This is a genomic window from Agrobacterium sp. K11 (genome assembly GCF_059429395.1).
In genome coordinates this window covers 408,595-433,900 of sequence record NZ_JCAHRB010000004.1, presented here as the reverse complement: position 1 = coordinate 433,900, position 25,306 = coordinate 408,595, and the positions used below count along the sequence as shown (strand labels likewise).

Genomic DNA, 25,306 nt, shown 5'->3' with positions numbered 1-25,306 from the left:
AAGATAAGGCGCGTTGCGCCGCAGGAAGGAAATCCCGTGCTCATTTCACAGATCAAGGATGCCAGTGGCAAAATCACCGTCGCCGTTCGCGAAGAAGGCGGACAGGCGCACGCCGTCAACGGCGCTCAATCGGTTTACGCGCTGGCCATGGAAGCTGCCAATGGTGGCAAGAGCCTTGCCGATGTTGTGTCCGCCCATGGTCTCGGCGATGCCGTCGATCTTGAAAAGGCTTACGCTGAAGGTCGCTTTCTGCCGCCGATCACGCATCCCGATCCGGCGCATCTGCATCTGACAGGCACGGGCCTGACCCATCTCGGCTCTGCTGCTACCCGCGACAGCATGCACAAGAAGACCACGGAAGCCGCCGAGGAAAGCCTGACGGATTCTATGAAGATGTTCCGCATGGGTCTGGAAAATGGCAAGCCGAAGGCTGGCGAAAAGGGCGTTCAACCCGAGTGGTTCTACAAGGGCAACGGCTATGTCGCAGCGGCACCCGGTGCTGCTCTCACCTCTCCGTCCTTTGCGCTTGATGGCGGCGAAGAGCCGGAAATGGCCGGCATCTACGTGATCTCCGACAAGGGCGAACCCGTGCGCATCGGCTTTGCTGTGTCGAACGAATTTTCCGATCATGTCACCGAGCGGATCAACTATCTCTACCTCGCCCATTCGAAGTTGCGCCCGGCAAGCTTCGGCCCGGAAATCCGCGTCGGCGTTGCACCGTCGGATATTCGCGGCACCTCGCGCATCCGTCGTGGCGACAAGGTCATTTTCGAAAAGCCGTTTGTTTCGGGTGAGGACAACATGTCCCACACTTTCGCGAACCTCGAATATCACCACTTCAAATACGGCCTGTTCCGCGCACCTGGTGACGTCCATGTGCACATGTTCGGCACCGCGACGCTCTCTTTTGCGGAGGGCATCAAGCCGGAAGCGGGTGACGTGTTCGAGATCGAGGCCGCTGGTTTCGGCCTGCCGCTGAGGAACCCGCTTGCGGTTAATGCGGAAGAAGAAATCACGGTTCGGCAGATCTGATCTACCGGGGCTGCACGTTAAACGGTTGAGGGAGGGGGTCGCTCAGCGTCCCCCTCTCGACGTCATCCCCGGCTTGTCTTCAGGTGGGACACATCCGCCAAAGCGATAACGCCGCGGTTTTGCCAGTAATCGTCTTGTCTTAGGTGCGTAATGCTGCCGGAAGACGCGGGAAAGCTGACATAACCGACGCTGTCGATCGGCATTTTGATCCATGCCGCGATGACGAAGGTAAGAGCGAAGCCATGGGTAACGATGATCTGCGTGGGGCAAGGACGCGATATAATTGTGTCCACGGCGCGGTACACTCTTTCGGCCAACTCTCGTCTCGTTTCGCCATCAGCAATCCCGCCGCGATGATCCATCCGGTCGTGATGGGGGGCCGGTATCTGACGGGCGTCGAGCCATTCCTGCGGCATACCACCCGCCGAACCGTAGCTGATTTCCCGCAGGCCATCCGTGGTTTCAAAAGGGGACTCGAGGTGTTCAGCAATGATTGCCGCAGTCTGGGAGGCCCGCAGAAGATCGGAACTGAAGATTTCGACTGATGCGTTGCCGATCAAGGCCACAAGTTTCTCGGCCGTCGCCTGCGCATCGGCTCTTCCCTTGGGTGTCAGTTCGGTATCATACCAGCCACCAACCTTGTTCTCGACATGATGGACGGACTGGGTGTGTGTGACGACAAAAATGTTCTTCATGGCGTTCTTCCGGGTAGTTGGTGCTTACTCGAACCCCCACAGCCTGCCTTCGCCCACCTCCACGGAATTGTCGGCCGGGTCGCGGATGTAGACGGAATAGCTGTCATTCGGCCAGCGGTGATAGTGTTCGATGGGAATTCCAAGCTCCTCGAAGCGGGCTTTCCAGTCGTCCACTTCCGACTTGTCTTTCGCATAAAAACAGAAATGGCCTTGTCCGGTGGCGCCGTGGCGCGGGACCGGATTGTTGGAGGTGGCCGTGCGCGATTGTTGCGGATCGAAGACCAGCAGCATCTGCCGGCCACATTTGAAGAACACGAACTGGCCCGGCAGCCTGCGCACCACCTCCAGCCCGAAGACATCGCGATAAAAGGCCTCGGCGGCGTCGAGATCGTCGGCGTAGATCGCCGTTTCCATAAGGGCGGCTGGCGGTTTCATGGTTCCTCCCCGATGTCCGGCAACGGATATAGCGGACAGTCTATGTTTTCGTGCTGTAGGTCAGCACCGTCAGGTCGTGCTTACCAACACCACGTTCCAGAACGGTCCAGCCGCAGTTCGTATAATAGGTTTCGAGACGGCGCTGGCAGCACAGGTAGCTGATGTCGTGACCAAGTTCGGCGGCCCGTTGTGTTGCGGCCTGCATCAGCGCCCGGGCGACACCTGAGCGTCTGCTGTTTTCCTCCACCCAGAGTGCGGCAACCCATGGCAGATATTGTGGCCGCTCCTCCAGATCGCAGTGGATAAGGAAGGCGGAGCCGACGTAACCCTTGTCGTCATGGGCGACGAAGCCGGTCGGCAGGGCATGGGGGTTCACCATATCCTTCAGATGTTCAGCCACATCGCCGACCTGGAGGCCACTATCCTGCCACCATGCCGTCCAGACCCGTTCCGCAATGATGGGTCCATGGGACTGGCAATCGCGATAGTCGGAAATACTGTACAAAAAGCCCTCTCCCTGATCGGTTGCTGCGGCGATTTAACCGGTCACGGCGGGCTTTCGCAACCCACAGGTTGTTGAAAGCGGATCAGGGTTTCGTTGCCGTCACATGCAGCCAGTCGGTTGGCAGCTTGTCGTAACCGCTGCCGTGCCGTGCTTCTATTTCCACCCCTGCCCAGGCGAAATGCCCGTACAGGTCCTCAAGCCAGGTTTTCGAAGGATAGTTGTAATAGCGGCCGAACGTGTCGCGGCCTTCCGCTTCCCCGGCCTTGAAGCTGGCGTAAAAAACGCCGCCCTGTTTCAGCGCCGTATGGATGCGGCGGATGATGCCGGAAAGGGCAGGGCGCGGCACATGCAACAGGCAGGCATTTGCCCACACGCCGCCATAGGTCTCCACGTCGCCGATATCTTCGAACAGCAATGTCGCGACGGGAATGCCGAGCCGCGTTTCGGCCGCTTTGGCGATTTCGGGTGTGCCGTCCGTCGGGCGCACGTCGAAGCCTGCAGCGAGCATGAATTCACTGTCCTGCCCGCCACCGCACCCCAGTTCGAGGATGGTCGCGCCTTTGGGCAGGCGCGACAGGAATTTTTCCAGATGGGGAAGGTCCGCCGTCTGCCCTCTCGACGTATAGGACCCGGCATTATCCATATAAAAGCCGATCGTTTCGTCGTCTCTGCCGGCCATTGTCTCAGCTTTGCGATTGGCTCTGCGATTGCTGCACGGTCACCGAAACGTTCAGTGTTTCGCCGGCTGGGCCGATCCGCATGCCCGATATCGGCGCGCAGTCGCGGTAGCAGAGGCCAAGGGCAATGCGCACGTAGCGATCGTCAGGGCAGATATTGTTGGCGGCGTCAAAGCCAACCCAGCCGAGCCCCTGCAGATGCACCTCGGCCCAGGCATGGGTTGCCGTCTGCTCCGCCACGTCTTCCATCATCAGATAACCGGAAACATAGCGGGCGGGCAGGCCCATCAGCCGGGCGGCGGAAATGAGGATATGGGCATGGTCCTGGCAGACGCCCTTGCCGGCTTCGAGTGCCAGTTCGGCGGTGGTTTCGGTGTCGGTCGAACCCGGCACATATTCCACCTTGCTGTTGATCTTCTCCATCAGGTCGTGCAGGCGCTCTAGCTCGCTGTTGCCGGTGCTGGCCTTCGCCAGTTCGCGCACGAGTTTGCCAGGCTTCGTCAGCGGCGTCTCGCGCAGGAACAGCCATAGCGGCGCACTGCCGGTATGGGGGCCGACCATGCCGGCCCTGTCTTCGGTTATGACGAGGCCACCAGCCACGACCTTGACCCTGCGTTGCGGGCCTTCGGTCTCGACCAGTGCGACACGGTTGCCGAAATGGTCGTCATAGCTCACTTCGACGGTGGCGCCGTCGACCGATACATCCCAGTCCTCCACCGTCTGGCACGGGCCGGTCTGTGGCGTCAGGCGCAGCCGCTGCAATGCATAAGGCATCGGCTCGTCATAGACATATTCGGTCGTATGGGTGATTTTCAGACGCATAAGCTGTCCCCGTCCACGCGCTTACAGATAAAAGCGGTAGCCTTCCATGATTTCCTGCCCCAGCTGCCCGTTCCGGTTGACAAATCTCTCCAGAAACTCGTGCAGGCCTTCATCCATGACGCGATCGATCGTCGTCTTGCGCAGACTGTCGCGAATGCTTTCCGCCGTTTCATGCGCCTTGTGCTTTTCACCGTAATCCTCAGCTATGTAATTGAGGTTGCTGGTGATCTTCTCATAGCAATAGGCGAGCGAGCGCGGCATGCGGCCGTTGAGAATGAGGAAGTCGGCAATGTTGGCGGGCTTGTATTCCGCATCATAGACCCAACCATAGGAGCGGTGCGCCGAGACCGAGCGCAGGATGGATTCCCATTGGGCATTGTCCAGCGAGGAGCCGACATGCGCCACGGCCGGCAGCAGCACGTAATATTTTACGTCGAGAATGCGGGCGGTGTTGTCGGCGCGCTCGATGAAGGTGCCGATGCGGGAGAAATTATAGAGATCGTTGCGCAGCATCGAGCCGTGGAAGGCGCCGCGCACCAGACCGGCGCGATGCTTGATGACATCGATGGTCTGCGGCAGTTCGGCATGGCTGAGCTTGCGGCCGAGGATGTTCTTCAGCTCGATCCAGAATTCGTTGGTAGCTTCCCATGTCTCGCGCGTCAGCGCGGTGCGCACCATGCGGGCATTGTTGCGGCCTGCCTCGATGCAGGACATGACGCTCGAAGGGTTTGCCTTGTCCCGCAGGAGATAATCGATCGCGTTGGCCGCGGTCACCTTCTCGCGCGTTTCGAGAAAGGCTTCGTGCACGCCGGCACTCTGCAACACGCCGTCCCAGTCCTCATCGCCGCTGCCGCTGCGCGTCAGGGAAACGCGCAGGCCCGCATCGATAAGCCGGGCGATGTTTTCAGCGCGCTCAATATACCGGAACATCCAGTAGAGCCCGTTTGCCGTTCTGCCCAGCATGGCTTAGTCCTCCAGTACCCATGTATCCTTGGTGCCGCCGCCCTGGCTGGAATTCACCACCAGCGAGCCCTGCTTGAGGGCAACACGGGTCAGTCCGCCGGGAATGATCTTCACCTTGTCTGAAACCAGTACATAAGGACGCAGATCGACATGGCGCGGCGCTATGCCGTTTTTCACCATGATCGGCACGGTGGAAAGCGACAGCGTGGGCTGCGCGATGTAATTGGAGGGGCGGGCTTTCAGCTTTTCGGCAAAAAGCGCCCGTTCCTTTTTCGACGCGGTGGGACCGACCAGCATGCCGTAACCGCCCGAACCGTGAACTTCCTTGACGACCAGTTCGGCAAGGTTGTCGAGAACGTATTTCAGGCTGTCCGGCTCCGAACAGCGCCATGTCGGCACGTTTTCAAGAAGCGGCTTGCGGCCGGTGTAGAACTCGACGATCTCGGGCATGTAGGAATAGATTGCCTTGTCGTCGGAAATGCCGGTGCCCGGCGCATTGGCGATGGTGATGTTGCCGGCGCGGTAGACATCCATGATGCCGGGTACGCCGAGCGCCGAATCCGGCCGGAAGGTGAGCGGATCAAGGAAGTCGTCGTCGACGCGGCGGTAAAGCACGTCGATGGCCTCGTAGCCACGGGTAGTGCGCATCTTGACCTTGCCGTCCATGACGCGCAGGTCGGACCCTTCCACCAGCTCCACGCCCATCATGTCGGCCAGGAAGGAATGTTCGTAATAGGCGGAATTGTAGATGCCAGGGGTCAGCACCGCGACGCGCGGCTTGCCGGTGCAGCCGGGGGGTGCAAGCGAGGCGAGCGATTGGCGCAGCTGATAGGGGTAGTCCTCCACCCGCTGTACCCGGTTTTCATGGAAGAGTTCCGGGAACATCTGCATCATCGTTTCACGGTTTTCCAGCATGTAGCTGACACCTGAAGGCGTGCGGGCGTTGTCTTCCAGAACATAGAACTGGTCTTCGCCGGTGCGGACGATATCCGTGCCGACAATGTGGGTATAAACGCCGCCGGGTGGCGTGAAACCGATCATTTCCGGGAGGAATGCGACGTTCTTCTCAATGATTTCGCGTGGAATTCGCCCGGCGCGAATGATTTCCTGCTTGTGGTAGATATCGTCGAGGAAAGCGTTGAGAGCGAGAACGCGCTGTTCGATACCCTGGGCCAGTTTGCGCCACTCGCGCCCGGAAATGATGCGCGGAATGATATCGAAGGGGATCAGTTTTTCTGAACTGTCGGCGTGGCCGTAGACTGCGAAAGTAATGCCGGTTTTTCGAAAGATGTTTTCCGCGTCTTTAGACTTCTGGATCAGGTGTGCCCTGTCCTGCCGGCTGTACCACTCGTTATAGTTTTCATATGGGCTTCGCGGCGCGTTGTCCGCATTTATCATTTCGTCAAATGCCAACTTCGATGTCCCCTTTTTTGCCATATGAATACAACGACAAATGCAATGCAAGAACTATGCGGAGGCCTCCGTGAAGATTTTTTACCGCCCTAGAGTTTTAAAAAAGAAGCGTTTTTTTGCTTTCAGCCTATAAATGCGGCATTGGCAAATTGGTTGCAGGGCAAGGTGGGGCTGAACGGGGTGGCGGCACTGTGTGCGCCGTGGGCGAATGCACAAATTTTGTTCGTTCGCTTTCGGTTGATGGGTTTTGGGTGTGGCATCAGAAAATCTGAAAGATGCGATCACCAAAACACTTTTGACCTTTTGCGGGGATGGGGATACCGGCTAGCTTGGACGGCTGTGTTTCGCCAAGGGGTGCGCGCCGAGATCCGGCCGGGTAGTTCACCGGTTGCTTCAAGTCGTAAAAATGTCAATTCGCCGCATGCCTTATGTCCCGGGCCCATGTCCGGTTGCGGGGCATCACGCGGCACAGGGGAAGTTCCCATGTCGCTCGACCGTCTGGCTCCGGCCATCTTCGTCTTTCTCTGGTCGACCGGCTGGGTCACCGCGAAATATGCCGTTTATTATACCGGTCCGCTGACCTTCCTCTGTCTGCGTTACCTGTTGGCGGGTGCGATATTGTGGGCGATCTGCCGGTTTTCCTCCATTCAATGGCCTGAACGGCGCATCGATGTTTTCCGGGCAATCTTGTCCGGCGTGTTCCTGCACGGCCTTTACCTTGGCATGATCTGGTGGGCGATAGGGCAGGGCGTGCCGGCGGCGATCGGCGGCATTATTGCCGGTTTGCAGCCGTTGATGACGGCGGTTGCCGCCCGTTACATGATCGGCGAAAAGATCTCTCCGGTGCAGCGTGCCGGCTTGCTTCTCGGCTTTGTCGGCATTGCCATCGCCGTGCTGCCGAAGGTCATGGCGTCAGGCGCGCTCGGCCTTTCCGTGCCGTTTTATGCCGTGGCGGTGAATGTGCTGGGCATGACGTCCGTGACCTATGGCACCCTTTACCAGAAGAAATACGTCCATGGCGGAAACATCATGGCGGTCGCCACGCTGCAATATGTCGGCGCCCTCATCGTCACGGTTCCCTTCGCGCTGTTGCTGGAGGATGGTCATGTGGACTGGAGCCTCGGGCTTGCCGCTACGCTCGTCTGGTCGGTAGGCGCGATCTCCATCGGTGCGGTGGCTCTGCTGCTCTATCTCATCCGGCGCGGGCAGGTCTCGCGCGCTGCCTCGCTGATCTATCTCGTGCCGCCGCTTGCCGCCGTGGAAGCGGCCCTGCTTTTCGGGGAAACGCTGACGCCTGCCATGATTGCCGGCACGGTCCTGGCGGTAACGGGGGTGTATCTGGCCAACCGCCGGCCCGCAGCGCCGGTTGAGGCACGTTAATTCCTACAACCTCATATTAGAGATTTGTTAACCATAAAATTATACCTCTCGTTAATCTAGAGATTTGGCGGGGGTTACATGTCTATTTCACGTCGTGGTGTTCTGTTCGGATTGCCGCTGTTGCTGGCCGGCTGCGCAAGTTCCGGCATCGGGCAGCAAAGGCTTAATTATGCGGCGAAGCCGGACGAGAAGTTTCCGCTTCCGGAAATGCATCTCGACAAGGTGAAGCCCGAGTTGCGCCGGCAGGAAGTGGCATACGATACCGCGCATCCGGCTGGAACGGTGATTGTGGATACGCCCGCGCGGCGTCTTTACTACGTACTGGGCGATGGACGGGCAATGCGTTACGGCGTCGGCGTCGGTCGCCAGGGGCTTGCGCTGAAGGGTGACGCCTATATCGGCCGGAAGTCGGAATGGCCTTCCTGGACGCCGACCGCAAACATGATGCGCCGTGATCCGCGCAATCTGAAATACGCCGGCGGCATGGAGGGGGGGCCGAACAACCCGCTCGGCGCACGGGCGCTCTACCTCTATCGCGGCGGCAACGACACCATGTTCCGTCTGCACGGCACCAACCAGCCGCAATCCATCGGCCACGCCATGTCAAGCGGCTGTATCCGGATGCTGAACCACGACATCATCGATCTTTACAGCCGCGTGCCGGTTGGCTCCAGGGTCGTGGTGTTGCAGGCCTGACGGAGAGGCGGATTTTTCCGCCTTTGCCACTCGAAAAAATGCCTGTATCCTTGGGTTGATTTTTTCCACATGAGTCCAGTTTTATGGTGGAAAATCAACCATGTGTAGAATGACTCCCTTTATGTATTTAAGGGAGTTCTGCTATATCGGAAATGTGATTTTCGGTGTTCGAGACGTGTATCCATAAAGGCATGATTGCGCTGTATCGAGCGTCGCACCACTTCAACGGGGACACATGAACATGGCAATTTTCGACAATCTCTCCCGCTACCGCCCGCAGGCACTCGGGGCGCTGCGCATCATGACGGCGCTGCTTTTCATTTCGCATGGAACACAGAAGCTGTTCGGTTTTCCGGCATCGCAGATGGACGGCTCCCTGCCGACGATGCTGCTGGTGGCGGCGCTTCTGGAAGCCGTTGGCGGCATTCTCGTGCTGGTCGGCCTTTTCACGCGTCCGGTTGCCTTCATCCTGTCCGGCCAGATGGCTGTTGCCTATTTCATTGCGCACGGGCCTAAGAGCTTCTTCCCCGCTCTCAATGGGGGCGACGCCGCGATCCTGTTCTGCTTCATCTTCCTTTATCTCGTGTTTGCCGGTCCGGGTGCTTTCTCGGTGGATGAACGCCGGGCCTGATCGGCCGCTGCAATCACCGGTCTGTCATTGAAGCCCCGCATGGCTGGTACCGTGCGGGGCTTCATGCTTTTGAAGCGTTGGAAACTTCGGCCGTCACCGAAGCATAGATGCTTGTTTTCGGGTTAGGAACGGTTCATCCTGAACGCAGTTGGAAAATTGATCCGTGACCAGTCAAAACCCTATCGCCCGCGAATTGCTGCTGCTTGCCCTGTTGTCCACTCTGTGGGCCGCATCCTACACTTTCATCAAGATCGGGGTGGAAACCATACCACCGCTGACCTTCATTGCCGCAAGAACCCTGATTGCCGGTCTGTTGCTGCTGGCGGTCATTCGCCTGCGCGGGCTGCGGTTGCCGCGGGATTTCGCCACATGGCGGCTCTTCTTCGTTCAGGCCTGCATCAACAGCGTGTTGCCTTTCACGCTGATCGCGTGGGCGGAGCAGAGCATCGATGCCGGTCTCGCCGTCATCCTCAATGCGACGACGCCGATCTTCACCTTTCTTCTCACTGCGCTGATCATCCGGCATGAGCAGGTCAGCGGGCGCAAGCTGTTCGGCACTGTTGCGGGCATGACAGGTGTCTGTCTCATCATCGGTCTGGATGCGTTGAACGGGGCGGGTGAGGCGCTGTGGAGCCAGATTGCCGTGCTGACTGCAGCCTTTTCCTACGCCTGTGCCGCCATCTTCAGCAAAAACTTCAGGGGTCTCGATCCCGCTATGCCTGCCGCCGGCTCGCTGATCTGCGGCGCCGTGCTTCTGCTGCCGGTGAGCGTGATCGTTGACCGGCCCTGGACATTGTCGCCATCTCCGGCGTCGCTCACCGCACTTGTGTGCCTCAGCGTCTTTTCAACCGCGCTCGCCTTCATGGTCTATTTCCGGCTGATGCAGACGCTCGGTTCGGTCGGTACCACGTCGCAGGCGTATCTGCGGGTTCCGATCGGTGTCGCCATTGGCATGGTGTTTCTTGGAGAAGTGCCGACGCCTGCAATGTGGGTGGGTCTTGTCTGCGTGATTGCCGGGGTGCTGGCCATGACCCTGCCGTCGCGGCGCAGGTCTTTGGCGCAGGGCGGTTGAGAGCAAAAAGAAAACCCCGCAAGCCTGCGCTTGCGGGGTTTGAAGGTAAACACGCGATACCGGGGAATCGGCTCGCGCAGAGTTAAGTTACTTAGCGGTTACGGCCGCGATTGCCGTTTCCGTTGCCGGAAGCGCGCTTTTCCTGACCATTGCCGCCAGCAGGCGCGTGACGGTTGCCACCGCTGCCGCCGGGCTTGCGGGCAGGGCGGCGCTGCTTGCGAGGGCCGGCCGGGCGACCTGCGTCACCTTCCGCCGTCTTCACGCGCTTGAAGTCTGACGTGACTTCCAGATCGTTGTCCGCATCACGCGGGGCGTGGTGACGCGAGGGACGGGGCTCGCCATTGTGGCGTCCGCCTTCGCGGGGTCCACGCGGCTGGCCGCCATTGTTGTTGCGACCACGGTTGTTGTTGTTCGGGCGCGTCGGGCTGGCAAGACCGGCCGGACGTTCACCGGATGCAACCGGGATATCGATTTTCATCAGCTTTTCGATATCGTGCAGCAGACGTGTTTCGTCCGGTGCGCAGAACGCGATGGCAATGCCGTCGCGGCCGGCACGGGCGGTACGGCCGATGCGGTGGACATAGGCGTCGGGCACTTCCGGCAGGTCATAGTTGAAGACGTGCGTCACGGCCGGAATATCGATGCCGCGGGCAGCGACGTCGGTTGCGACCAGAACCTTGATCTCACCGTCTTTGAAGCCCTTCAGTGCCCGCTCGCGCTGGCCCTGGCTCTTGTTGCCGTGGATGGAAGCGACCTTGAAGCCGATATGTTCCAGATGCTTGTAGAGTTTTTCCGCGCCGTGCTTGGTGCGCAGGAAAACGATCGAGCGGCCATCCGGGTTTTCGTTGAGCGACTTCTTCAGAAGGTCGGTCTTGTCGTTCTTGCCGGCGACGAAATGCACGTACTGCTCGACCTTGTCGGCGGCCTTGCCCGGAGGTGTTACCTCGACCTTGATCGGGTCCGTCAGGAAGTTGCTGGCAAGCTCGGAAATCGCCTTCGGCATCGTTGCCGAAAACAGCAGGGTCTGGCGCTTGGCCGGAACCATCTTGGAAATCTTGCGCAGATCGTGAATGAAGCCCAGATCGAGCATCTGGTCGGCTTCATCAAGCACCAGATAGGTGACCTTGGAAAGCGAGATCGCGTTGCGGGCGATGAGGTCCAGCAGGCGGCCGGGTGTCGCCACCAGGACGTCCGTGCCTTTTTCGAGCTGAAGCTGCTGCTTGTTGATCGACGCGCCGCCGACAACCTGGTTGATGCGCAGCGGCGTCTTCTTCACGAAGGAGCGCAGGTTTTCGCCGATCTGGTTCACCAGTTCGCGGGTCGGTGCAAGGATAAGGGTGCGGGTGGTGCGGTTTGCCGGGCGGTCGGCTTGCTTCATCAGCATTTCGATGATGGGCAGGCCGAATGCTGCCGTCTTGCCCGTGCCGGTCTGTGCGAGGCCGATGAGATCACGGCCTTCAAGCAGCAGCGGAATGGCCTTTGCCTGAATGGGGGTGGGGGTTGTGTAGCCGAGCTGGGTAACGCTGGCCACAATCTTTTCAGAGAGGCCGAGTTCGCTAAAACTGGTCAATAGTAATGCCTTTCGGGGCGCCAAAAACCAATCGTCCGGAGCAGTTGCTGCTGTCCGGCGGTTTCGGCGTCAAGAACCCCGCGTGAATTGGGAACTTGTGGGTTGGAATAACTTTCTGCGCATCAGTGCGGCAAAACGCCGTCTTCTGTATTCGTTGCGCTTTTCCTTCATGCGGGCCAAGTCATCTTGGTCATGTGCTGCAGCTCACGCGGCTGCCGAAGGTGAAAGCTTGACCGGCATGTGGGCGTTTTATGGCGTAAAGTCAAGCAATAGTTTTGTAACGCTGCCGTCCCGCGGCGCATGGCTGCCATGCAGAAGGCAGGCTGGCGATTGCCGGCGAGGCGCGGAGGCTTGCGAATAATTATGGTTAAAAAAGGGTAAAGCGACCATTCCGCACATAGCAAATAGCGGTTTTCTCACATAACGTTTTTGCAACGACGTCTGGAAATATTTGATTCGACAAGGATGGAACTGCACGGTGTGGAGTATCGCTTGACCCAAGGATGCGGGTTGCTGGAAAAAGCTTACGGGGCCATCGCCGCCCTGGATTTGCCCGCGTGCATCAAGGACAGCGAGCTTCGCTACCTCATGGTCAATGCAGCCTATGGCCGGGTCATGGGGCGTCCGCCCGCCGCGTTCACGGGCCACACCAGCCTTGCCCTTTCCGCCGATATTCGCGATGCCGAGCGCGAGGACAGGGAGCGCCGCTCGCTGGTCTTTGCCACGGACGAAGTGATTTCATGCCATGGTGCAGCGTCTTCAGGGCCTTACAAGCTGCGTTGCGAACGTTTCACCGGCGATGACGGCAGTCTGTTCCTGTTTGAGGTGTTCGAAGAGGCGCCCTCTGTCGTGAAGGGTGTTTCGGACGGCGGCAGCGCCGACCTGCTGTTCGACAGCGGCGTTATCGACCTCATCGATGCCGGTATCGTAATTTATGACCGTGAAAACCGGCTCGTCTATTGCAATGCGCGTTTCGTGGAATTCTACAGTGATTTCAACCTCCAGCTAAAGCCCGGCACCCGGCTTGAGACGCTGATGGAGGCGGTCTATTTCTCGAGCGGCTACCGCAGCGTGAAATCGGACGATCCGGATTATCAGGCATGGCTGCAGAAGCAGTTGCGGGATTTTTCCCTGCCCTATCTCGAAAGGGTGGAGCAGTTTGCCGATGGCCGCTGGGTGCGTATGGTCAACAAGCGGCTGGAAAACGGCATGCTGGTGGGGCTTCGCGTCGATGTGACGGAGTTCAAGGCGCATGAGACCCTGCTTAGCAAGCAAATCCGCGAGACCTGGCTGCTGCGCGCCGCGCTTGAGCAATTGCCCGTGGGCGTGTTCCTGCGGGACCAGGACAGGCGGCTGACCTTTGCCAATGCGGCCTTTGAGAAATTCCGGGGCGGCAGCCTCGCCGACTATTTGGGCAAGACCGAATGCGAGATGTTTCCGCAGGAGGGCGCAGAGTTCCAGCGGGAAAACGAGCATATCCTGCAAACCGGAGAGGCGATTGAAAAGACGGGAACCATTCCGCTTTCGGATGGCGGCGCCGTTCCGGTCATAACCCGGCTCGGCCGGGTCACGACGCCCGATGACGAATATTATCTGGTGGGTTCAGTCACAGATGTCAGCCTGCTGAAGGAGCGGGAAAATGCGCTGATCGCGGCGCAGGCGCAGGCCGAAGCGCTGCATCGCCAGTTCGAAACGGTTCTTCATGCCCTGCCGGTTGGCGTACTGCTCCTCAACGCGGATCTCGTCATCGAATATGTCAATCCGTGCTTCGACACGTTATGGGGCGAAATCGGCGGCGAGAAGTCGCTTGTCGGTAAAAGCTATCGCGAATTCATGGAGGCGAATTTCGAAAGCGGCCTTTATGACTATGGCGATATACCCTTCGAGGAGCTCTACAACCAGCGCGCAGAACGGCTGCTCAACGACAAGGTCTTCACGCCGCGCGAGGTGCGCAGCAAAAGCGGCAAGGTCACCGTCATTTCCAAGACCCGCCTCGACGGCGGAAAAATCCTCAGCACCTATGCCGATGTGACCGACGTGCGCATGCGCGACGCCGAGATCAGTGAGGCAAAGGCCGAACTTGAGCGTGTCGGCGAATATATGCAGGGCGCCACGCGCGCCATGGCGCAGGGGCTGGTGCTGGTCGAGCAGGGAACCATCATCATGTCCAACGAGGCTGTGGCGCGAATGTTCGACGTGCCGCCGCAGCTGCTGGAAAAGGGCTGCAACTGGTCGGGGTTTTTTGCCCATTGTGCCGGGCGCGGAGATTTTGGCACCAAAGAGGAGGCGGCCGCGACGCTGACCGCCTGGAGAGAGCACATAGCCGCCAACAGGCCGTTCTCCTGGCTGATCCATATTGCCGGAAAGACGTGGCTTAATCTGGAAGCGACCAACAGTTCCGGCAATTACTGGCTCATCATCGTCACCGACGTCACCGAGATGAAGATGCGCGAGGAGGAGTTGCAGCGGCTGCTTTCCCGCGCGGAAGCGGCAGATCGCGCCAAATCTGAATTCCTTGCCAATATGAGCCATGAAATCCGCACGCCGATGAATGGCGTGCTCGGCATGGCGGAACTTCTGGCCAAATCCAATCTGGATACACGCCAGAAAACCTTCACCGATATCATCGTCAAATCCGGCAATGCGCTCCTGACGATCATCAACGACATTCTCGACTTCTCCAAGATCGAGGCCGGGCAGATGAAGCTGCGCAGCGTGCCTTTCGATCCGGCGGAAGCGGTGGAGGATGTCGTTTCCCTCCTGTCCTCAGCGGCGCTGGAAAAGAACATAGAACTTGTCGTCCGGATCGATCCATCGGTTTTCGGCAAGGTCATGGGGGACGCCGGGCGATTCCGCCAGGTCGTCACCAATCTTGTTGGAAACGCCGTCAAGTTCACGGAAATGGGGCATGTGCTGATCGAACTTTCGGCGCAGTCGGCGGAAGCGTCGGAGACCATTCTGTCGCTGCGCGTCGAAGATAGCGGCATCGGCATTCCTGCAGACAAGCTAGAAACCATCTTCGACAAATTCAGCCAGGTCGACGGTTCAGCGACGCGGCGGCACGAGGGAACGGGATTGGGACTGGCGATCACGGTCGGTCTTGTCGGTCTTTTCGACGGTACGATCAATGTGGTGAGCGAAGTCGGCAAGGGATCGACCTTCGAGGTCAATATTCCGTTTCACGTTACGGAAAAACGGCGCGACGCTCCGCTTCTTGCCATGGCGATCGAGGATATACGCGTACTCGTCATCGACGATAACGACGTCAATCGCCGCATATTGACGGAGCAACTGAAGACTTGGGGAATCGACGGCCATGCTGTGCAGGACGGGCCATCGGGCATTGCCGTGCTGCAGGAGGCTGCGTCCCTCGGTTTTGCCATCGACGCCATCATTCTCGATTATCACATGCCTGTCATGAACGGGCTGGATGTGGTCGAGCGGATCAGGGCGGATAGCCGTTTCGACGATATCGCCATCGTGTTCCTGACGTCTATGGATGTCGTGGGTGACGAGAGCCTGTTCACCGATCTCAGCGTGCAGGCACATCTGATGAAGCCGGCGCGGGCGCGTCTGTTGCGTTCCACCCTGTTCGATGTGGTGCGGGATGTGCGGCAGAAACGCGCCCGGCAGGATCCGCAGGGGCTGGGGTCAGGCGGCAGCGATGCGCCGGTGCGGCCAGACAATGGCCCGACGGACAAGAAGCGGCGGGTTGTGTCACCGCCGACGACGGTTCCAGACCGGCGCCGACCCTGCCTTGTGGATGTGCTGGTGGCCGAGGACAACGACGTCAACCAGATCGTCTTTACCCAGATCTTGCAGCAGGCGGGTTTGCGGTTCCTGATCGTCGGCAATGGCAAGAAGGCCGTTCAGGCGTGGGAGGAGCACAATCCCGCCGTCATCCTTATGGATGTGTCGATGCCGGTGATGAACGGGCATCAGGCGACAATGGCCATCCGCGCTGCCGAACAGGCGGCTGCCGACGGCCGGCATGTTCCGATCATCGGCGTTACCGCGCATACACAGGACGCGGACCGCGAGCTCTGCATCGCAGCAGGCATGGATGATTATCTGTCGAAGCCCATCAGCCCCGAAATTCTCGAGGACAAGATCGCGCAATGGCTGGGAGACGCGATGCCACGCCGCGACGTGCCGACCGCCTGACAGTGAAGGCCGGTTGCTGCTGTGGGAGCCGTCTCAGTGGGATGGCTTGGTGCCGCACAGCATCTCACGCTTTCCGGCAAACCCTTTGCGGCGCTCCAGTTCAAAACCGGCGGCGATGAGGTTGCGGCGGACGAAGCCAGCGGCGGCATAGGTGGCGAATGTGCCCCCCGGTACCGTTTTGCCGAACAGCGTCTGCATGATTTCCAGCGACCACATGTCGGGATTGCGGGCAGGGGCGAAACCGTCCAGAAACCAGGCGTCGAAGCCTTCGCTTCTGCCGGAAATGCCGGTGAGCGCTTCGCCGCACACCACTGTCAGGCGCGTCTGGTCGTCCAGTTCGATATCGACCTCGCCTTTCGGGTCCGCCGGCCAGCGGGCGACCAGTGCCTTGCGTTCGGTATCAACTTCCGGCCAGCGGGAAAGCGCCCGGTCAATCTCGTCCGCCTTCATCGGGTAGAGTTCGAAGGACATGAAATGCAGCTTGGAGTGGCCGTTGCGCACCTCTTTCCATTGACGCCAGGTCTCGCAGAGATTGAGACCGGTGCCGAAGCCAAGTTCGCCGATGCGGAAGATGCTCTCTCGCTCAAGCCAGCGCTGCGGCAGGCCGTTTCCGGACAAAAAGACATGGCCGCATTCCAGCCTGCCATCCGTCTGGCAATAAAAATGATCGTCAAAGGCTAGCGAATAGGGCATATCCCCCTCACGCCAGTCGAGCGCGGCGGGCGGATTGTCGGCTGCCGAACCGATATCTGCGGTGTTTTCCTTGGAATGTGTCATGACTAATGCCGATAGTCCCGCTTTCGAATCTGGTCAATCACCAAGATTGCGGGCACCAAGATTGCCTGGCTCGGTGCCGCTCCTCATCGTCGGTGGCGGCATTATGGGGCTGTGGGCTGCCGTCAAGGCAGAGAGGATGGGCATAAACGCCCTGCTGCTGGAAGCGGGCCGTCTTGGAGATGGTGCAAGCGGCGGGCTGTTGGGCGCACTGATGCCGCATATGCCGGACCGCTGGTCGGACAAGAAGCAATTCCAGTTCGACGCTCTCGTTGCGCTGGAAAAACAGATCGCGGAGTTGGAAGCCGAGACCGGGCTTTCCGCCGGTTATCGGCGCTGCGGCCGGATCATTCCCCTGCCGAAACCACATTTGCGCAGCATTGCCGAACGGCACGAGCGGGATGCCGGGGAAAACTGGGTTTCAGACGGGCGCCGGTTCCACTGGCATGTCGGTGACAGCCCTTCCGTTGCCGGATGGGTGGACGATGCGGCGGGACAAGCGGGCTTCGTGCTGGATACGCTGGCCGCACGGGTTTCTCCCCGGGCGATGATCGCCCTTCTGTCGGCTTTCCTCCGCAACGCCCGGCATGTGCGGGTGGCGGAACAGTGCCGCGTCGTCTCGCTCGATCCGGATAAGGGGCGTGCGGTGCTGTCGTCGGGCGACGAGGTCGCCTTCGATCATGTCATCGTCGCGAACGGCCATGGTTCCTTCGCGCTGATCCGCGATGCCATCGGTCTGAAACCCGGCATTGTGCTTGGACAGGCGGTGAAGGGGCAGGCCGCCCTTCTGGATGCTGCGGCCGATCCGGCCATGCCGGTCGTGTTTCTGAACGGCCTCTACATCGTGCCGCATGAGGATGGCACCGTCGCCATCGGCAGTACCAGCGAAGATTGTTTTTCCGATCCATTCAGCACCGACGAAAAGCTGGAAAAATTGCTCGCGGATGCATGCGCCGTGGTGCCGTCGCTTGGCCGTGCGCCGGTGATCGAACGCTGGGCCGGGTTGCGGCCGAAGGCGGTTGGACGGGACCCGATGGTTGGTGCACTTTCCGAATATCCGCGGCTCGTGGCGTTATCGGGCGGCTTCAAGGTCAGCTTCGGCCTTGCCCACTGTCTTGCAGATGCTGCGTTGCAGGCCGTGTGTGGCCACACGCCGGACGTGCCTTCCGGTTTTCGCCTTCAAGAACACGTGAGTATTGCCGTCCGGACTTTAGAAACTTCTGATTAGTTTGGTCCACGTCGTTAATCTGTCACGCAAATCGCTTACTTGCTGGCCTGCAAAGAGCCCCGTTTGGCCGCATTTGCGGCGAGGTGATAGCGCATGCGATACGCCATCCATTTCACGCCTTCCCCCAACGACCCGCTGACGCAGGCGGCTGCCGCGTGGCTGGGACGCGATGCCTATTCAGGCCATGCGGTGGAGCCGCCGGGCACGATCGATCTCGGCATGCAGGAGATTTCCTACCATACCGCCCTGCCGCGCCGTTATGGTTTCCACGGCACCATAAAAGCCCCGTTCCGTCTTGCCGAAGGTCATTCCGAGGCCGCGTTGTTGCGCGACCTGATGTATTTTTCCGGCAGGCAGGACCCCTTCACGCTGCCACAACTTATAGTAGCGCGGCATGACAATGTCTTCAGCCTCGTTCCCGAGCGCCCCTGCGAAGTGCTGAATTTTTTCGCAGCCCGTGTGGTGCAGGAATTCGACCGCTACCGCGCGCCGCTCTCCGAGGCGGAAATCGAGCGGGCGGATCCCGACCGGCTTTCGGCTTCGCAGCTGACCAATCTGCATCGCTGGGGCAGTCCGCATGTGATGGACGAGTTCCGTTTTCAGATGTCGCTGACGGGCGGTGTCGAGCCTTCCAGCAGCCAGAGGATCGAGCGTGCCGTGCGCAAGGTTTTCGAGCCGCTGCTCACCCGGCCTCTGTCATTTTCCAGCCTTGCGCTTTTCATCGAGGATGAACCCGGTGCGCCTTTCCGGGTGCACTCGCTGCACCCCATGGGTCGTGTTTCCGCCCGAAAGATCGCTTGAGAAGCGCCCCGCAGAAATCGTACACAAAAAAGCATCGGAATGTCGGCAAAATTGCTCTCGACATTCCGAATGCGGATGCTACCGTCCGTGCATCGCATGTCTGAAGCGTGTCGTGTTTACCCGTGTCGGGCAGACACCTTCGGATGGTTGTTTTGCTCATGTCTTCCAGAAGCGGGTTCCGCTTCGGGAGAGGTGTTTTGGGTGGCTGAATGATTTCCGAGAATTACTCCCGCAATCTGGTGGGCTACGGCCGCAATAGTCCCGATCCGAAATGGCCGGGCGGCGCACGCATCGCCGTGCAATTCGTCATCAATTACGAAGAGGGCGGCGAAAGCTGCATTCTCGACAATGACAAGGCGTCGGAATCGCTGCTGTCGGAAATCGTCGGCGCGCAGCCGTGGCCGGGCCAGCGCAACCTGAACATGGAATCGATCTACGAATATGGCTCACGCGCCGGTTTCTGGCGGCTGTGGCGCATGTTCACCGATCTCGGCGTCACCACAACTGTTTATGGCGTGACCGCTGCCATGGCGCGCAACCCGCAAGCCGTTGCGGCAATGAAGGAAGCGGGTTGGGAAATCGCCAGCCACGGTTATCGCTGGCTGGAATACAAGGATTTTTCCGAGGAGGAAGAGCGCAAGCATATTGCCGAAGCCGTGCGCCTGCATACCGAGCTGACGGGCGAGCGCCCCTTTGGCATGTATCAGGGCAAGCCTTCCGACAATACGTTGCGTCTCGTCATGGAAGAGGGTGGTTTTCTCTATTCGTCCGATTCCTATGCCGACGATCTGCCCTATTGGGTGAAGGGATTGCAGGATGAACCGTTCCTGATCATTCCCTACACGCTCGACACCAATGATATGCGTTTCGCCACGCCGCAGGGTTTCAATTCCGGCGACCAGTTCTTCGCCTATCTGAAAGACGCTTTCGACGTTCTTTATCAGGAAGGGCTTGAAGGCGCGCCGAAGATGATGAGCGTCGGCCTGCATTGCCGTCTCGTCGGCCGTCCCGGCCGCGCCGCAGCCCTTCGCCGTTTCATCGAATATGTGCTGGGCCATGAAAAGGTGTGGATCCCGCAGCGTATCGAGATCGCTCGTCACTGGCATGAAAACCACAAGCCGGGAACGCTCTGATGCTGACGCGGGATGAATTTGTCAGCCGTTTCGGCGGTGTGTTCGAACATTCGCCTTTTATTGCCGAACGGGCCTATGATGTCGGAGGCGCAGGTCTGGAGTTAACAGCGAAGGCGGTTCATGGCGCATTATGCGCGCAGTTTCGTGCCGCCTCCGAAGTGGAACGGCTGGGTGTTTTGCGCGCGCATCCTGATCTTGCCGGCAAGCTCGCAATAGCAGGTGAGTTGACCGCCGATAGCCGCAATGAACAGGCGGGCGCAGGGCTCGACCGGCTTTCGCCCGAGGAGCATGCGCGCTTCACCGAGCTGAACTCCGCCTATACGCAAAAATTCGGCTTTCCATTCATCATTGCAGTCAAGGGGCTGAACAGGCACGATATTCTCTCCGCCTTCGAGACGCGTATCGGCAATGATGCGGCGACAGAATTTGCGACGGCGACGGCGCAGGTGGAAAAGATCGCCTGGCTGCGCCTTTCCTCGATGCTGCCCGAGGGTTGAATTGGCGAGCGGCGGTCGTTCCGCTATACTCGTGCTATCTGGAGATTGAGGCCATGAGACCCTCCGAGGTGCTGGAAAAGAACAGGGAAGCGATCCGCGAAGCAACGAAGCGCTTCAACGCGGCAAACCCGCGCGTGTTCGGTTCCGTCGCCCGTGGCGAAGACAGGCCGGACAGTGATCTGGATATTCTGGTGGATGCGTTGCCGGGGACCACTCTGTTCGATCTTGGCGGATTGCTGGAGGAACTGAAGACTATCCTCGGTGTCGAGGTTGACGTCGTCACCTCAGGCGGCCTGCACTCGGATATCCGGGCGCGTGTTCTGATGGAAGCCAAAGCAGTATGAGTACGGATCGACTTCTGCTCTACCTGAAGGAGATGGATGTTGCCGCCTCCCGAATACGGGATTTCATTCAGGATATGGATGAGGCCACTTTTTCTTCCGATACGCGAACCCAGATGGCGGTGATGATGTGCCTTGCCCTGATTGGCGAGGCGGTCGCAAAACTGGACAAACATTACCCCGCGTTTTTACAGCAGCACCCGGAAATCCCCTGGATAAAGATGAAGGGTATGCGCAACTTGATAGTGCATGATTATTTCCGGGCGGAACTCTCGGTGGTCTGGAAAACGATAACGCAGAGCATTCCGGATTTGCAGGCGCGTCTCTCACTCCTCCGAAACTGGCATGCCCAAGGTGAATGACATTTGACTGATTTTCTCGAGATCAAGCCTCTCACCAAAGAGGCGTTCGCATCCTTCGGTGATGTGATCGAAATTACACCCTCTTCCATGCGCCACATCAATGGCGGCCAGACCGAGCGGCATCATGCGCTTGCGGCACCCGAGGCAGCGGGCGAGGGTGCGCGCATCATCCTCAATATTTTCCGCGGACAGCCGCGTACCTTTCCCCATACAATCGAGATGATGGAGCGGCATCCGCTCGGCAGCCAGAGTTTCTCGCCGCTGTCCGGCAGGCCTTTCCTTGTCGTCGTTGCCGAGGACGAGGGCGGCAAGCCTGGTCGGCCGCAGGTTTTTCTGGCGTGCGGGGATCAGGGCGTGAATTACCGCCGCAACGTATGGCATTACCCGTTGATGCCGTTGCAGGCGATTTCGGATTTTCTGGTTGCCGATCGCGAGGGGCCGGGCAACAATCTGGAAGAGCATTTTTTCGATGCGCCCTACATGATCGCGGAGCCCAGCCTATGACCGGTTTGACCACTCACGTCCTCGATGCCGCCCATGGCACGCCCGCCGAGGGGCTGACGATCGAGCTTTACCGGCTCTCGGGTGATCGTCGCGAGAAGATTAAGACGGTTAAGACCAATAGCGATGGCCGCGTTGATGGCGGGCCGCTACTTGTGGGCGACAGTTTCAAGGCCGGGGAATACGAGCTGGTTTTCCATGCGGGCGATTATCTGCGTGGCAAGGGCGTCACCCTGGCGGAACCCGCCTTTCTCGACATCATCCCCATCCGTTTCGGCATTGCCGACGAGAGCGGCCATTACCATGTGCCGCTTCTGCTTTCGCCCTATAGTTACTCCACCTATCGAGGAAGCTGACCGCCATGATCTTTGCCGCCATTGCCGATATTCATGGAAACTGCGCCGCACTGGAGGCCGTGCTTGAGGATATCGCGAGGCTGGGCATCAAGGACATCGTCAATCTCGGCGATTGCTTCAGTGGTCCGCTGGAAGCGGGTTTTACCGGCGATGTGCTGGTTGGCAACTGGATACCCAGCGTTCTCGGCAATCATGATCGCGAATTGATCGAGCGCGCGCCGGAAGAGATGGGCAGCTGGGAGAGGCCGGCGCATGCGCAGCTGACCGCCGCGCATCTGGACTGGCTGCACACCCTGCCGTTCAGCATGGTGTTCAAGGACGTCGCCTATTGCTGCCACGGCTCGCCGCGCGGTGATCTGGAGTACTGGCTGGAGACGCTTTCGACGGAAGGGGTGCTGAAATTGCGACCGCTTTCCGAAATCGAGGCCATGGCTGATGGCATCACCCAGCCGCTGATGCTTTGCGGCCACACACATATCGCCCGCACCGTGCAGCTCTCCGATGGCCGCCTGATCGTCAATCCCGGCAGCGTCGGCTGCCCCGGCTGGAAGGATGGCACGCCGTTCGACCATCATGTCGAAGTCGGTCATCCGCTTGCCAGCTATGCCGTGCTGGAAGAAACCGCACGCGGCTGGCAGGTCTATTTCCGGCAGATACGCTACGATAATCTTGCCATGGCCGAGATGGCGAAGGTCAACGGCATTCCGTATCTGGCCGATGCGTTGGAAAACGGTTGGCTCAAGCGGTAGAACTTACCCTTCGCTGTTCATGACAACGCAGGCATAAGACTGCGCCTTCAACTCCTTACAGGCGGAAACCGCCGAAGACTGGTCTTCAAAGCCGGTAAAGCGGGCGCGGTAGAGCGTTGCCGATCCGCTTTGCACCGCTTCGGTATAGGGCGCGATGCCGGAGTAGCTGCCGGCGATGTTGGAGCGCGCATTGGCGAGCAGCGAGCGGGCGGCAGCTTCGCTGTCGGTGGCGGCGATCTGTACTTCCCAGCGGCTGCGCTGGCCGGTCATTTGTGCAGCGGGTGCGGGTTTCGGAATGGCAGAGACCTGGATCATATCCGCCATCTGGCTGTTCGCCGTGGCGATCTGCATGGCGATCGGATCGGCGCGACGCTCGGCAAACATCGGTAGTGGTACTGCTGCCGGAGGGACGGCTGCGGGCGGCACATCGAAGGTGCGGCTGACATTGGTGCTTGCCACCAGCTGTTCGGTATTACGGTTTCTCGAGGCCTGCGGCATCGCCTTGTCCAGCAGAGCAGCCATCTGCGCATCGCGGCTGCGCGCGGTCTTGCCGCCCAGCACGACGCCAACGACACGGCGGCCATTGTGATTGATGGCGCTGACGAGGTTAAAGCCCGACGCATTGGTGTAACCGGTCTTGATGCCGTCCATGCCCTGATAGCGATACATCAGATTATTGTGGCCACGGATGCGCTTGCCCCGGAAGCTGAAGGATTCCATGGCAAAGAGGCCGTATTCTTTCGGAAAGTCGCGCTGCAGCGCAAGTCCGAGTTTCGCCATGTCGCGCGCCGTCGTCACCTGCGATTTGCTGGGCAGGCCGGAGGCGTTGCGGAAAACCGTCTTGGTCATGCCAAGCTGGCGGGCCTTACGGGTCATCATCTGCGCAAATTGTGCCTCGGACCCGCCGAGATGGTCGCCCATGCCTTCCGCCATGTCATTGGCGGATTTGACGATCATGCCGTAGACGGCTTCGCGCACCGTAAACGTCTGGCCCTCACGCACATAAAGCTTCGAGGGGATGACGGCTGCGCCGTTCCTGGACATCCTTATCTTCTGGTCCCAGCGAATCCGGCCGGCGTGCAACGCCTCGAAGGTCATATAGAGCGTCATCATCTTGGTCAGCGATGCCGGGTGGTTCAGCACATCGGCGTTCTGCGCGGCGAGGACCTTTCCGGTATTGGCATCCATGATGAAATGGGCATAACCGGCCTGCGCAGGCGATGCCTGCAATGAGAGGATCGCGCAAAAGAAGGCGAGTGCGAATACCCATGCGCCCGCCATTCCCCGTTTGATCGTTCCCGACATGGTCCACCCCTTTATGTTCGATCGCCGCGATGGGCGAAGTTTTACTGACACTTTCCGGCAACAAAACCGCTAAAACTTTAGAGATCGCTTTCATGCTTAATTAAGTATGAAATTCAAGTCGGCCGTCGCCCTCACAATTTCCTTGCAAAGAAACCAACCATCCGGTATGTTTTTGACCATGACAAATGCACATGAACGCAAAAAGCAGCCTGAGATCGTGCGCCGCAATCTTCTCGATTGCGCGGCGAAACTCGCTGCCGAGCAGGGGGTTGCGGCGCTTTCCGTGCAGGCAGTGGCCGATGCCGCCGGGGTGACGAAGGGTGGGTTGTTTCATCATTTTCCCTCCAAGCAGGTGCTGCTGGAAGCGGTGATGACTGACCTTCTGGCGGCTCTGGACACTGAGATCGACGACCTCATCTCACAGGATTGTGAAGCTTTTGGGAGCTTCACAAGGGCCTATGTGAACGCGGTTTTCTCGGATCGGGGCAGGGATTCGGGCAGGCAATGGGCAGCGATCTCGGTTTCCATGGTCGGTGAACCGTCGCTTCGGCGCATGTGGAACAGCTGGATTGAGGGGCGCCTTGCCCGTCATAAAGAAACGGATGACGGGGTGGTCCCGGAGATGGTGCGGCTTGCGGCTGACGGCATCTGGTTTGCCGATCTACTGGCCGACGACGGTAAAGCGGGTGGCGACAGGGCGGCTCTGAGGGCCCGGATGATCGCCCAGACGAAAAAGGAAGTGGAACGATGAACGCGGCTGTTTTGACTTATGGGGCGCTTGTCGCGGCTATCGTCTGCGAGGTCATCGCAACTTCCTTTCTGCAGCAATCGCAGCAATTCACCAAGCTGTTGCCGACGGTGCTGATGGCGCTGTTTTACGGTGCGGCCTTTTATCTCCTGTCGTTCACGCTCCGGGCGCTGCCGGTCGGCGTTGCCTATGCGATCTGGAGCGGGCTTGGCATCGTGCTCATTTCCGGCATTGGCTATTTCGTGTTCCGCCAGACGCTCGATATTGCTGCGGTGGTTGGTCTTGGGTTCATCGTGACCGGGGTGGTGATCGTCAATGTGTTTTCGAAGACGATTGGACATTGAGCGGACTTCTCCACCTCATTCCTGTTCTTGTCACAGGAATCCAGCCGGCGCGCGTCTGCGCGACGAGAATAGTCCGTTCAGCCCAAGGGCTTGGGCTCGCTGGATCCCTGTG

General features: G+C 59.4%; 27 protein-coding genes. 17 read left to right on the top strand and 10 right to left on the bottom strand.

Features of this window, described 5'->3' with window-relative positions; translation table 11 throughout:
- The first annotated feature begins 36 nt into the window (after positions 1–36).
- Positions 37–1,032, top strand: a complete 996-nt coding sequence (gene araD1 / locus AC5SEO_RS11755; protein WP_013636674.1) for a 2-keto-3-deoxy-L-arabinonate dehydratase AraD1 — start codon at positions 37–39, stop codon at positions 1,030–1,032.
- A gap of 62 nt (positions 1,033–1,094) precedes the next feature.
- Here araD1 and AC5SEO_RS11750 read toward each other — a convergent pair whose 3' ends face one another.
- From AC5SEO_RS11750 to AC5SEO_RS11720, 7 genes are all read right to left on the bottom strand, one after another.
- Entirely contained in the window at positions 1,095–1,727 is a 633-nt protein-coding gene (locus AC5SEO_RS11750; protein WP_141193348.1) for a histidine phosphatase family protein, read from the bottom strand.
- A gap of 24 nt (positions 1,728–1,751) precedes the next feature.
- Positions 1,752–2,162 carry a VOC family protein gene (locus tag AC5SEO_RS11745; RefSeq protein WP_174068574.1) on the bottom strand — a complete coding sequence of 137 codons (411 nt, stop codon included), beginning with the start codon at positions 2,160–2,162 and terminating at the stop codon, positions 1,752–1,754.
- A 40-nt stretch (positions 2,163–2,202) separates the two neighbouring features.
- Positions 2,203–2,667: a GNAT family N-acetyltransferase gene (locus tag AC5SEO_RS11740; RefSeq protein WP_065702270.1), complete on the bottom strand. Its 465-nt coding sequence runs from the start codon at positions 2,665–2,667 to the stop codon at positions 2,203–2,205.
- A gap of 82 nt (positions 2,668–2,749) precedes the next feature.
- Positions 2,750–3,346 carry a class I SAM-dependent methyltransferase gene (locus AC5SEO_RS11735; RefSeq protein WP_174068573.1) on the bottom strand — a complete coding sequence of 199 codons (597 nt, stop codon included), beginning with the start codon at positions 3,344–3,346 and terminating at the stop codon, positions 2,750–2,752.
- A 4-nt stretch (positions 3,347–3,350) separates the two neighbouring features.
- Positions 3,351–4,166, bottom strand: coding sequence for a transglutaminase family protein (locus AC5SEO_RS11730; protein WP_003513702.1), 816 nt, complete (start codon positions 4,164–4,166; stop codon positions 3,351–3,353).
- A gap of 21 nt (positions 4,167–4,187) precedes the next feature.
- Positions 4,188–5,129, bottom strand: a complete 942-nt coding sequence (locus AC5SEO_RS11725; RefSeq protein WP_003513700.1) for an alpha-E domain-containing protein — start codon at positions 5,127–5,129, stop codon at positions 4,188–4,190.
- Between the two features lie 3 nt (positions 5,130–5,132).
- The gene (locus AC5SEO_RS11720) at positions 5,133–6,542 is read right to left on the bottom strand and encodes a circularly permuted type 2 ATP-grasp protein (protein ID WP_003513699.1); all 1,410 of its coding nucleotides are present in this window, start codon (positions 6,540–6,542) and stop codon (positions 5,133–5,135) included.
- Positions 6,543–7,025: 483 nt separating this feature from the next.
- On the opposite strand from AC5SEO_RS11720, the gene AC5SEO_RS11715 reads away from it, so the two are divergent.
- The 4 genes from AC5SEO_RS11715 (at position 7,026) to AC5SEO_RS11700 (ending at position 10,321) form a co-directional block, all read left to right on the top strand.
- The gene (locus AC5SEO_RS11715) at positions 7,026–7,922 is read left to right on the top strand and encodes a DMT family transporter (protein WP_149909907.1); all 897 of its coding nucleotides are present in this window, start codon (positions 7,026–7,028) and stop codon (positions 7,920–7,922) included.
- Positions 7,923–8,000: 78 nt separating this feature from the next.
- On the top strand, positions 8,001–8,618 hold the full coding sequence (locus AC5SEO_RS11710; RefSeq protein WP_003513696.1) for a L,D-transpeptidase: 618 nt from the start codon (positions 8,001–8,003) through the stop codon (positions 8,616–8,618).
- A 241-nt stretch (positions 8,619–8,859) separates the two neighbouring features.
- The gene (locus AC5SEO_RS11705; protein WP_025594242.1) at positions 8,860–9,249 is read left to right on the top strand and encodes a DoxX family protein; all 390 of its coding nucleotides are present in this window, start codon (positions 8,860–8,862) and stop codon (positions 9,247–9,249) included.
- Between the two features lie 163 nt (positions 9,250–9,412).
- Positions 9,413–10,321, top strand: coding sequence for a DMT family transporter (locus AC5SEO_RS11700; protein ID WP_003513692.1), 909 nt, complete (start codon positions 9,413–9,415; stop codon positions 10,319–10,321).
- Between the two features lie 91 nt (positions 10,322–10,412).
- Here AC5SEO_RS11700 and AC5SEO_RS11695 read toward each other — a convergent pair whose 3' ends face one another.
- Positions 10,413–11,891 carry a DEAD/DEAH box helicase gene (locus tag AC5SEO_RS11695; protein WP_003513690.1) on the bottom strand — a complete coding sequence of 493 codons (1,479 nt, stop codon included), beginning with the start codon at positions 11,889–11,891 and terminating at the stop codon, positions 10,413–10,415.
- 465 nt (positions 11,892–12,356) lie between these two features.
- On the opposite strand from AC5SEO_RS11695, the gene AC5SEO_RS11690 reads away from it, so the two are divergent.
- A complete protein-coding gene (locus tag AC5SEO_RS11690) occupies positions 12,357–16,055 on the top strand; it encodes a response regulator (protein ID WP_174068572.1) in 3,699 nt (1,232 codons plus the stop codon).
- A 33-nt stretch (positions 16,056–16,088) separates the two neighbouring features.
- Here AC5SEO_RS11690 and mnmC2 read toward each other — a convergent pair whose 3' ends face one another.
- Positions 16,089–16,832 (bottom strand): tRNA (5-methylaminomethyl-2-thiouridine)(34)-methyltransferase MnmC2, encoded by a 744-nt coding sequence (mnmC2, locus tag AC5SEO_RS11685; protein WP_112752047.1) that lies wholly within the window; start codon positions 16,830–16,832, stop codon positions 16,089–16,091.
- Between mnmC2 and AC5SEO_RS11680 the strand changes: the two genes are divergently transcribed.
- The 9 genes from AC5SEO_RS11680 (at position 16,831) to AC5SEO_RS11640 (ending at position 22,797) form a co-directional block, all read left to right on the top strand.
- Positions 16,831–18,057: an NAD(P)/FAD-dependent oxidoreductase gene (locus tag AC5SEO_RS11680; protein WP_174068571.1), complete on the top strand. Its 1,227-nt coding sequence runs from the start codon at positions 16,831–16,833 to the stop codon at positions 18,055–18,057. The genes mnmC2 and AC5SEO_RS11680 overlap by 2 nt on opposite strands.
- Positions 18,058–18,150: 93 nt before the next feature.
- Positions 18,151–18,858, top strand: coding sequence for a DUF1045 domain-containing protein (locus AC5SEO_RS11675; protein ID WP_003513684.1), 708 nt, complete (start codon positions 18,151–18,153; stop codon positions 18,856–18,858).
- Positions 18,859–19,067: 209 nt separating this feature from the next.
- Entirely contained in the window at positions 19,068–19,991 is a 924-nt protein-coding gene (gene puuE / locus AC5SEO_RS11670; RefSeq protein ID WP_003513682.1) for an allantoinase PuuE, read from the top strand.
- On the top strand, positions 19,991–20,488 hold the full coding sequence (uraD, locus tag AC5SEO_RS11665) for a 2-oxo-4-hydroxy-4-carboxy-5-ureidoimidazoline decarboxylase (RefSeq protein ID WP_065659114.1): 498 nt from the start codon (positions 19,991–19,993) through the stop codon (positions 20,486–20,488). The genes puuE and uraD overlap by 1 nt, the downstream gene beginning before the upstream one ends.
- A 53-nt stretch (positions 20,489–20,541) precedes the next feature.
- Complete coding sequence (locus AC5SEO_RS11660; RefSeq protein WP_003513679.1) at positions 20,542–20,832, top strand: nucleotidyltransferase family protein; 291 nt, start codon at positions 20,542–20,544, stop codon at positions 20,830–20,832.
- Positions 20,829–21,191 (top strand): HepT-like ribonuclease domain-containing protein, encoded by a 363-nt coding sequence (locus tag AC5SEO_RS11655; RefSeq protein WP_003513677.1) that lies wholly within the window; start codon positions 20,829–20,831, stop codon positions 21,189–21,191. Before AC5SEO_RS11660 ends, AC5SEO_RS11655 begins: the two co-directional genes overlap by 4 nt.
- Before the next feature lie 3 nt (positions 21,192–21,194).
- On the top strand, positions 21,195–21,695 hold the full coding sequence (locus AC5SEO_RS11650; protein WP_003513675.1) for an ureidoglycolate lyase: 501 nt from the start codon (positions 21,195–21,197) through the stop codon (positions 21,693–21,695).
- A complete protein-coding gene (gene uraH / locus AC5SEO_RS11645) occupies positions 21,692–22,048 on the top strand; it encodes a hydroxyisourate hydrolase (RefSeq protein ID WP_003513673.1) in 357 nt (118 codons plus the stop codon). The genes AC5SEO_RS11650 and uraH overlap by 4 nt, the downstream gene beginning before the upstream one ends.
- A 5-nt stretch (positions 22,049–22,053) precedes the next feature.
- Positions 22,054–22,797, top strand: coding sequence for a metallophosphoesterase family protein (locus AC5SEO_RS11640; RefSeq protein ID WP_003513672.1), 744 nt, complete (start codon positions 22,054–22,056; stop codon positions 22,795–22,797).
- A 3-nt stretch (positions 22,798–22,800) separates the two neighbouring features.
- On the opposite strand, the gene AC5SEO_RS11635 is transcribed toward AC5SEO_RS11640, so the two are convergent.
- The gene (locus AC5SEO_RS11635; protein WP_162632319.1) at positions 22,801–24,078 is read right to left on the bottom strand and encodes a serine hydrolase; all 1,278 of its coding nucleotides are present in this window, start codon (positions 24,076–24,078) and stop codon (positions 22,801–22,803) included.
- 190 nt (positions 24,079–24,268) lie between these two features.
- On the opposite strand from AC5SEO_RS11635, the gene AC5SEO_RS11630 reads away from it, so the two are divergent.
- Together AC5SEO_RS11630 and AC5SEO_RS11625 are read left to right on the top strand one after the other, a co-directional pair.
- Positions 24,269–24,853, top strand: coding sequence for a TetR/AcrR family transcriptional regulator (locus tag AC5SEO_RS11630; protein WP_080580904.1), 585 nt, complete (start codon positions 24,269–24,271; stop codon positions 24,851–24,853).
- Complete coding sequence (locus AC5SEO_RS11625; RefSeq protein WP_038491907.1) at positions 24,850–25,194, top strand: DMT family transporter; 345 nt, start codon at positions 24,850–24,852, stop codon at positions 25,192–25,194. Before AC5SEO_RS11630 ends, AC5SEO_RS11625 begins: the two co-directional genes overlap by 4 nt.
- The last annotated feature ends 112 nt before the right edge of the window (positions 25,195–25,306 follow it).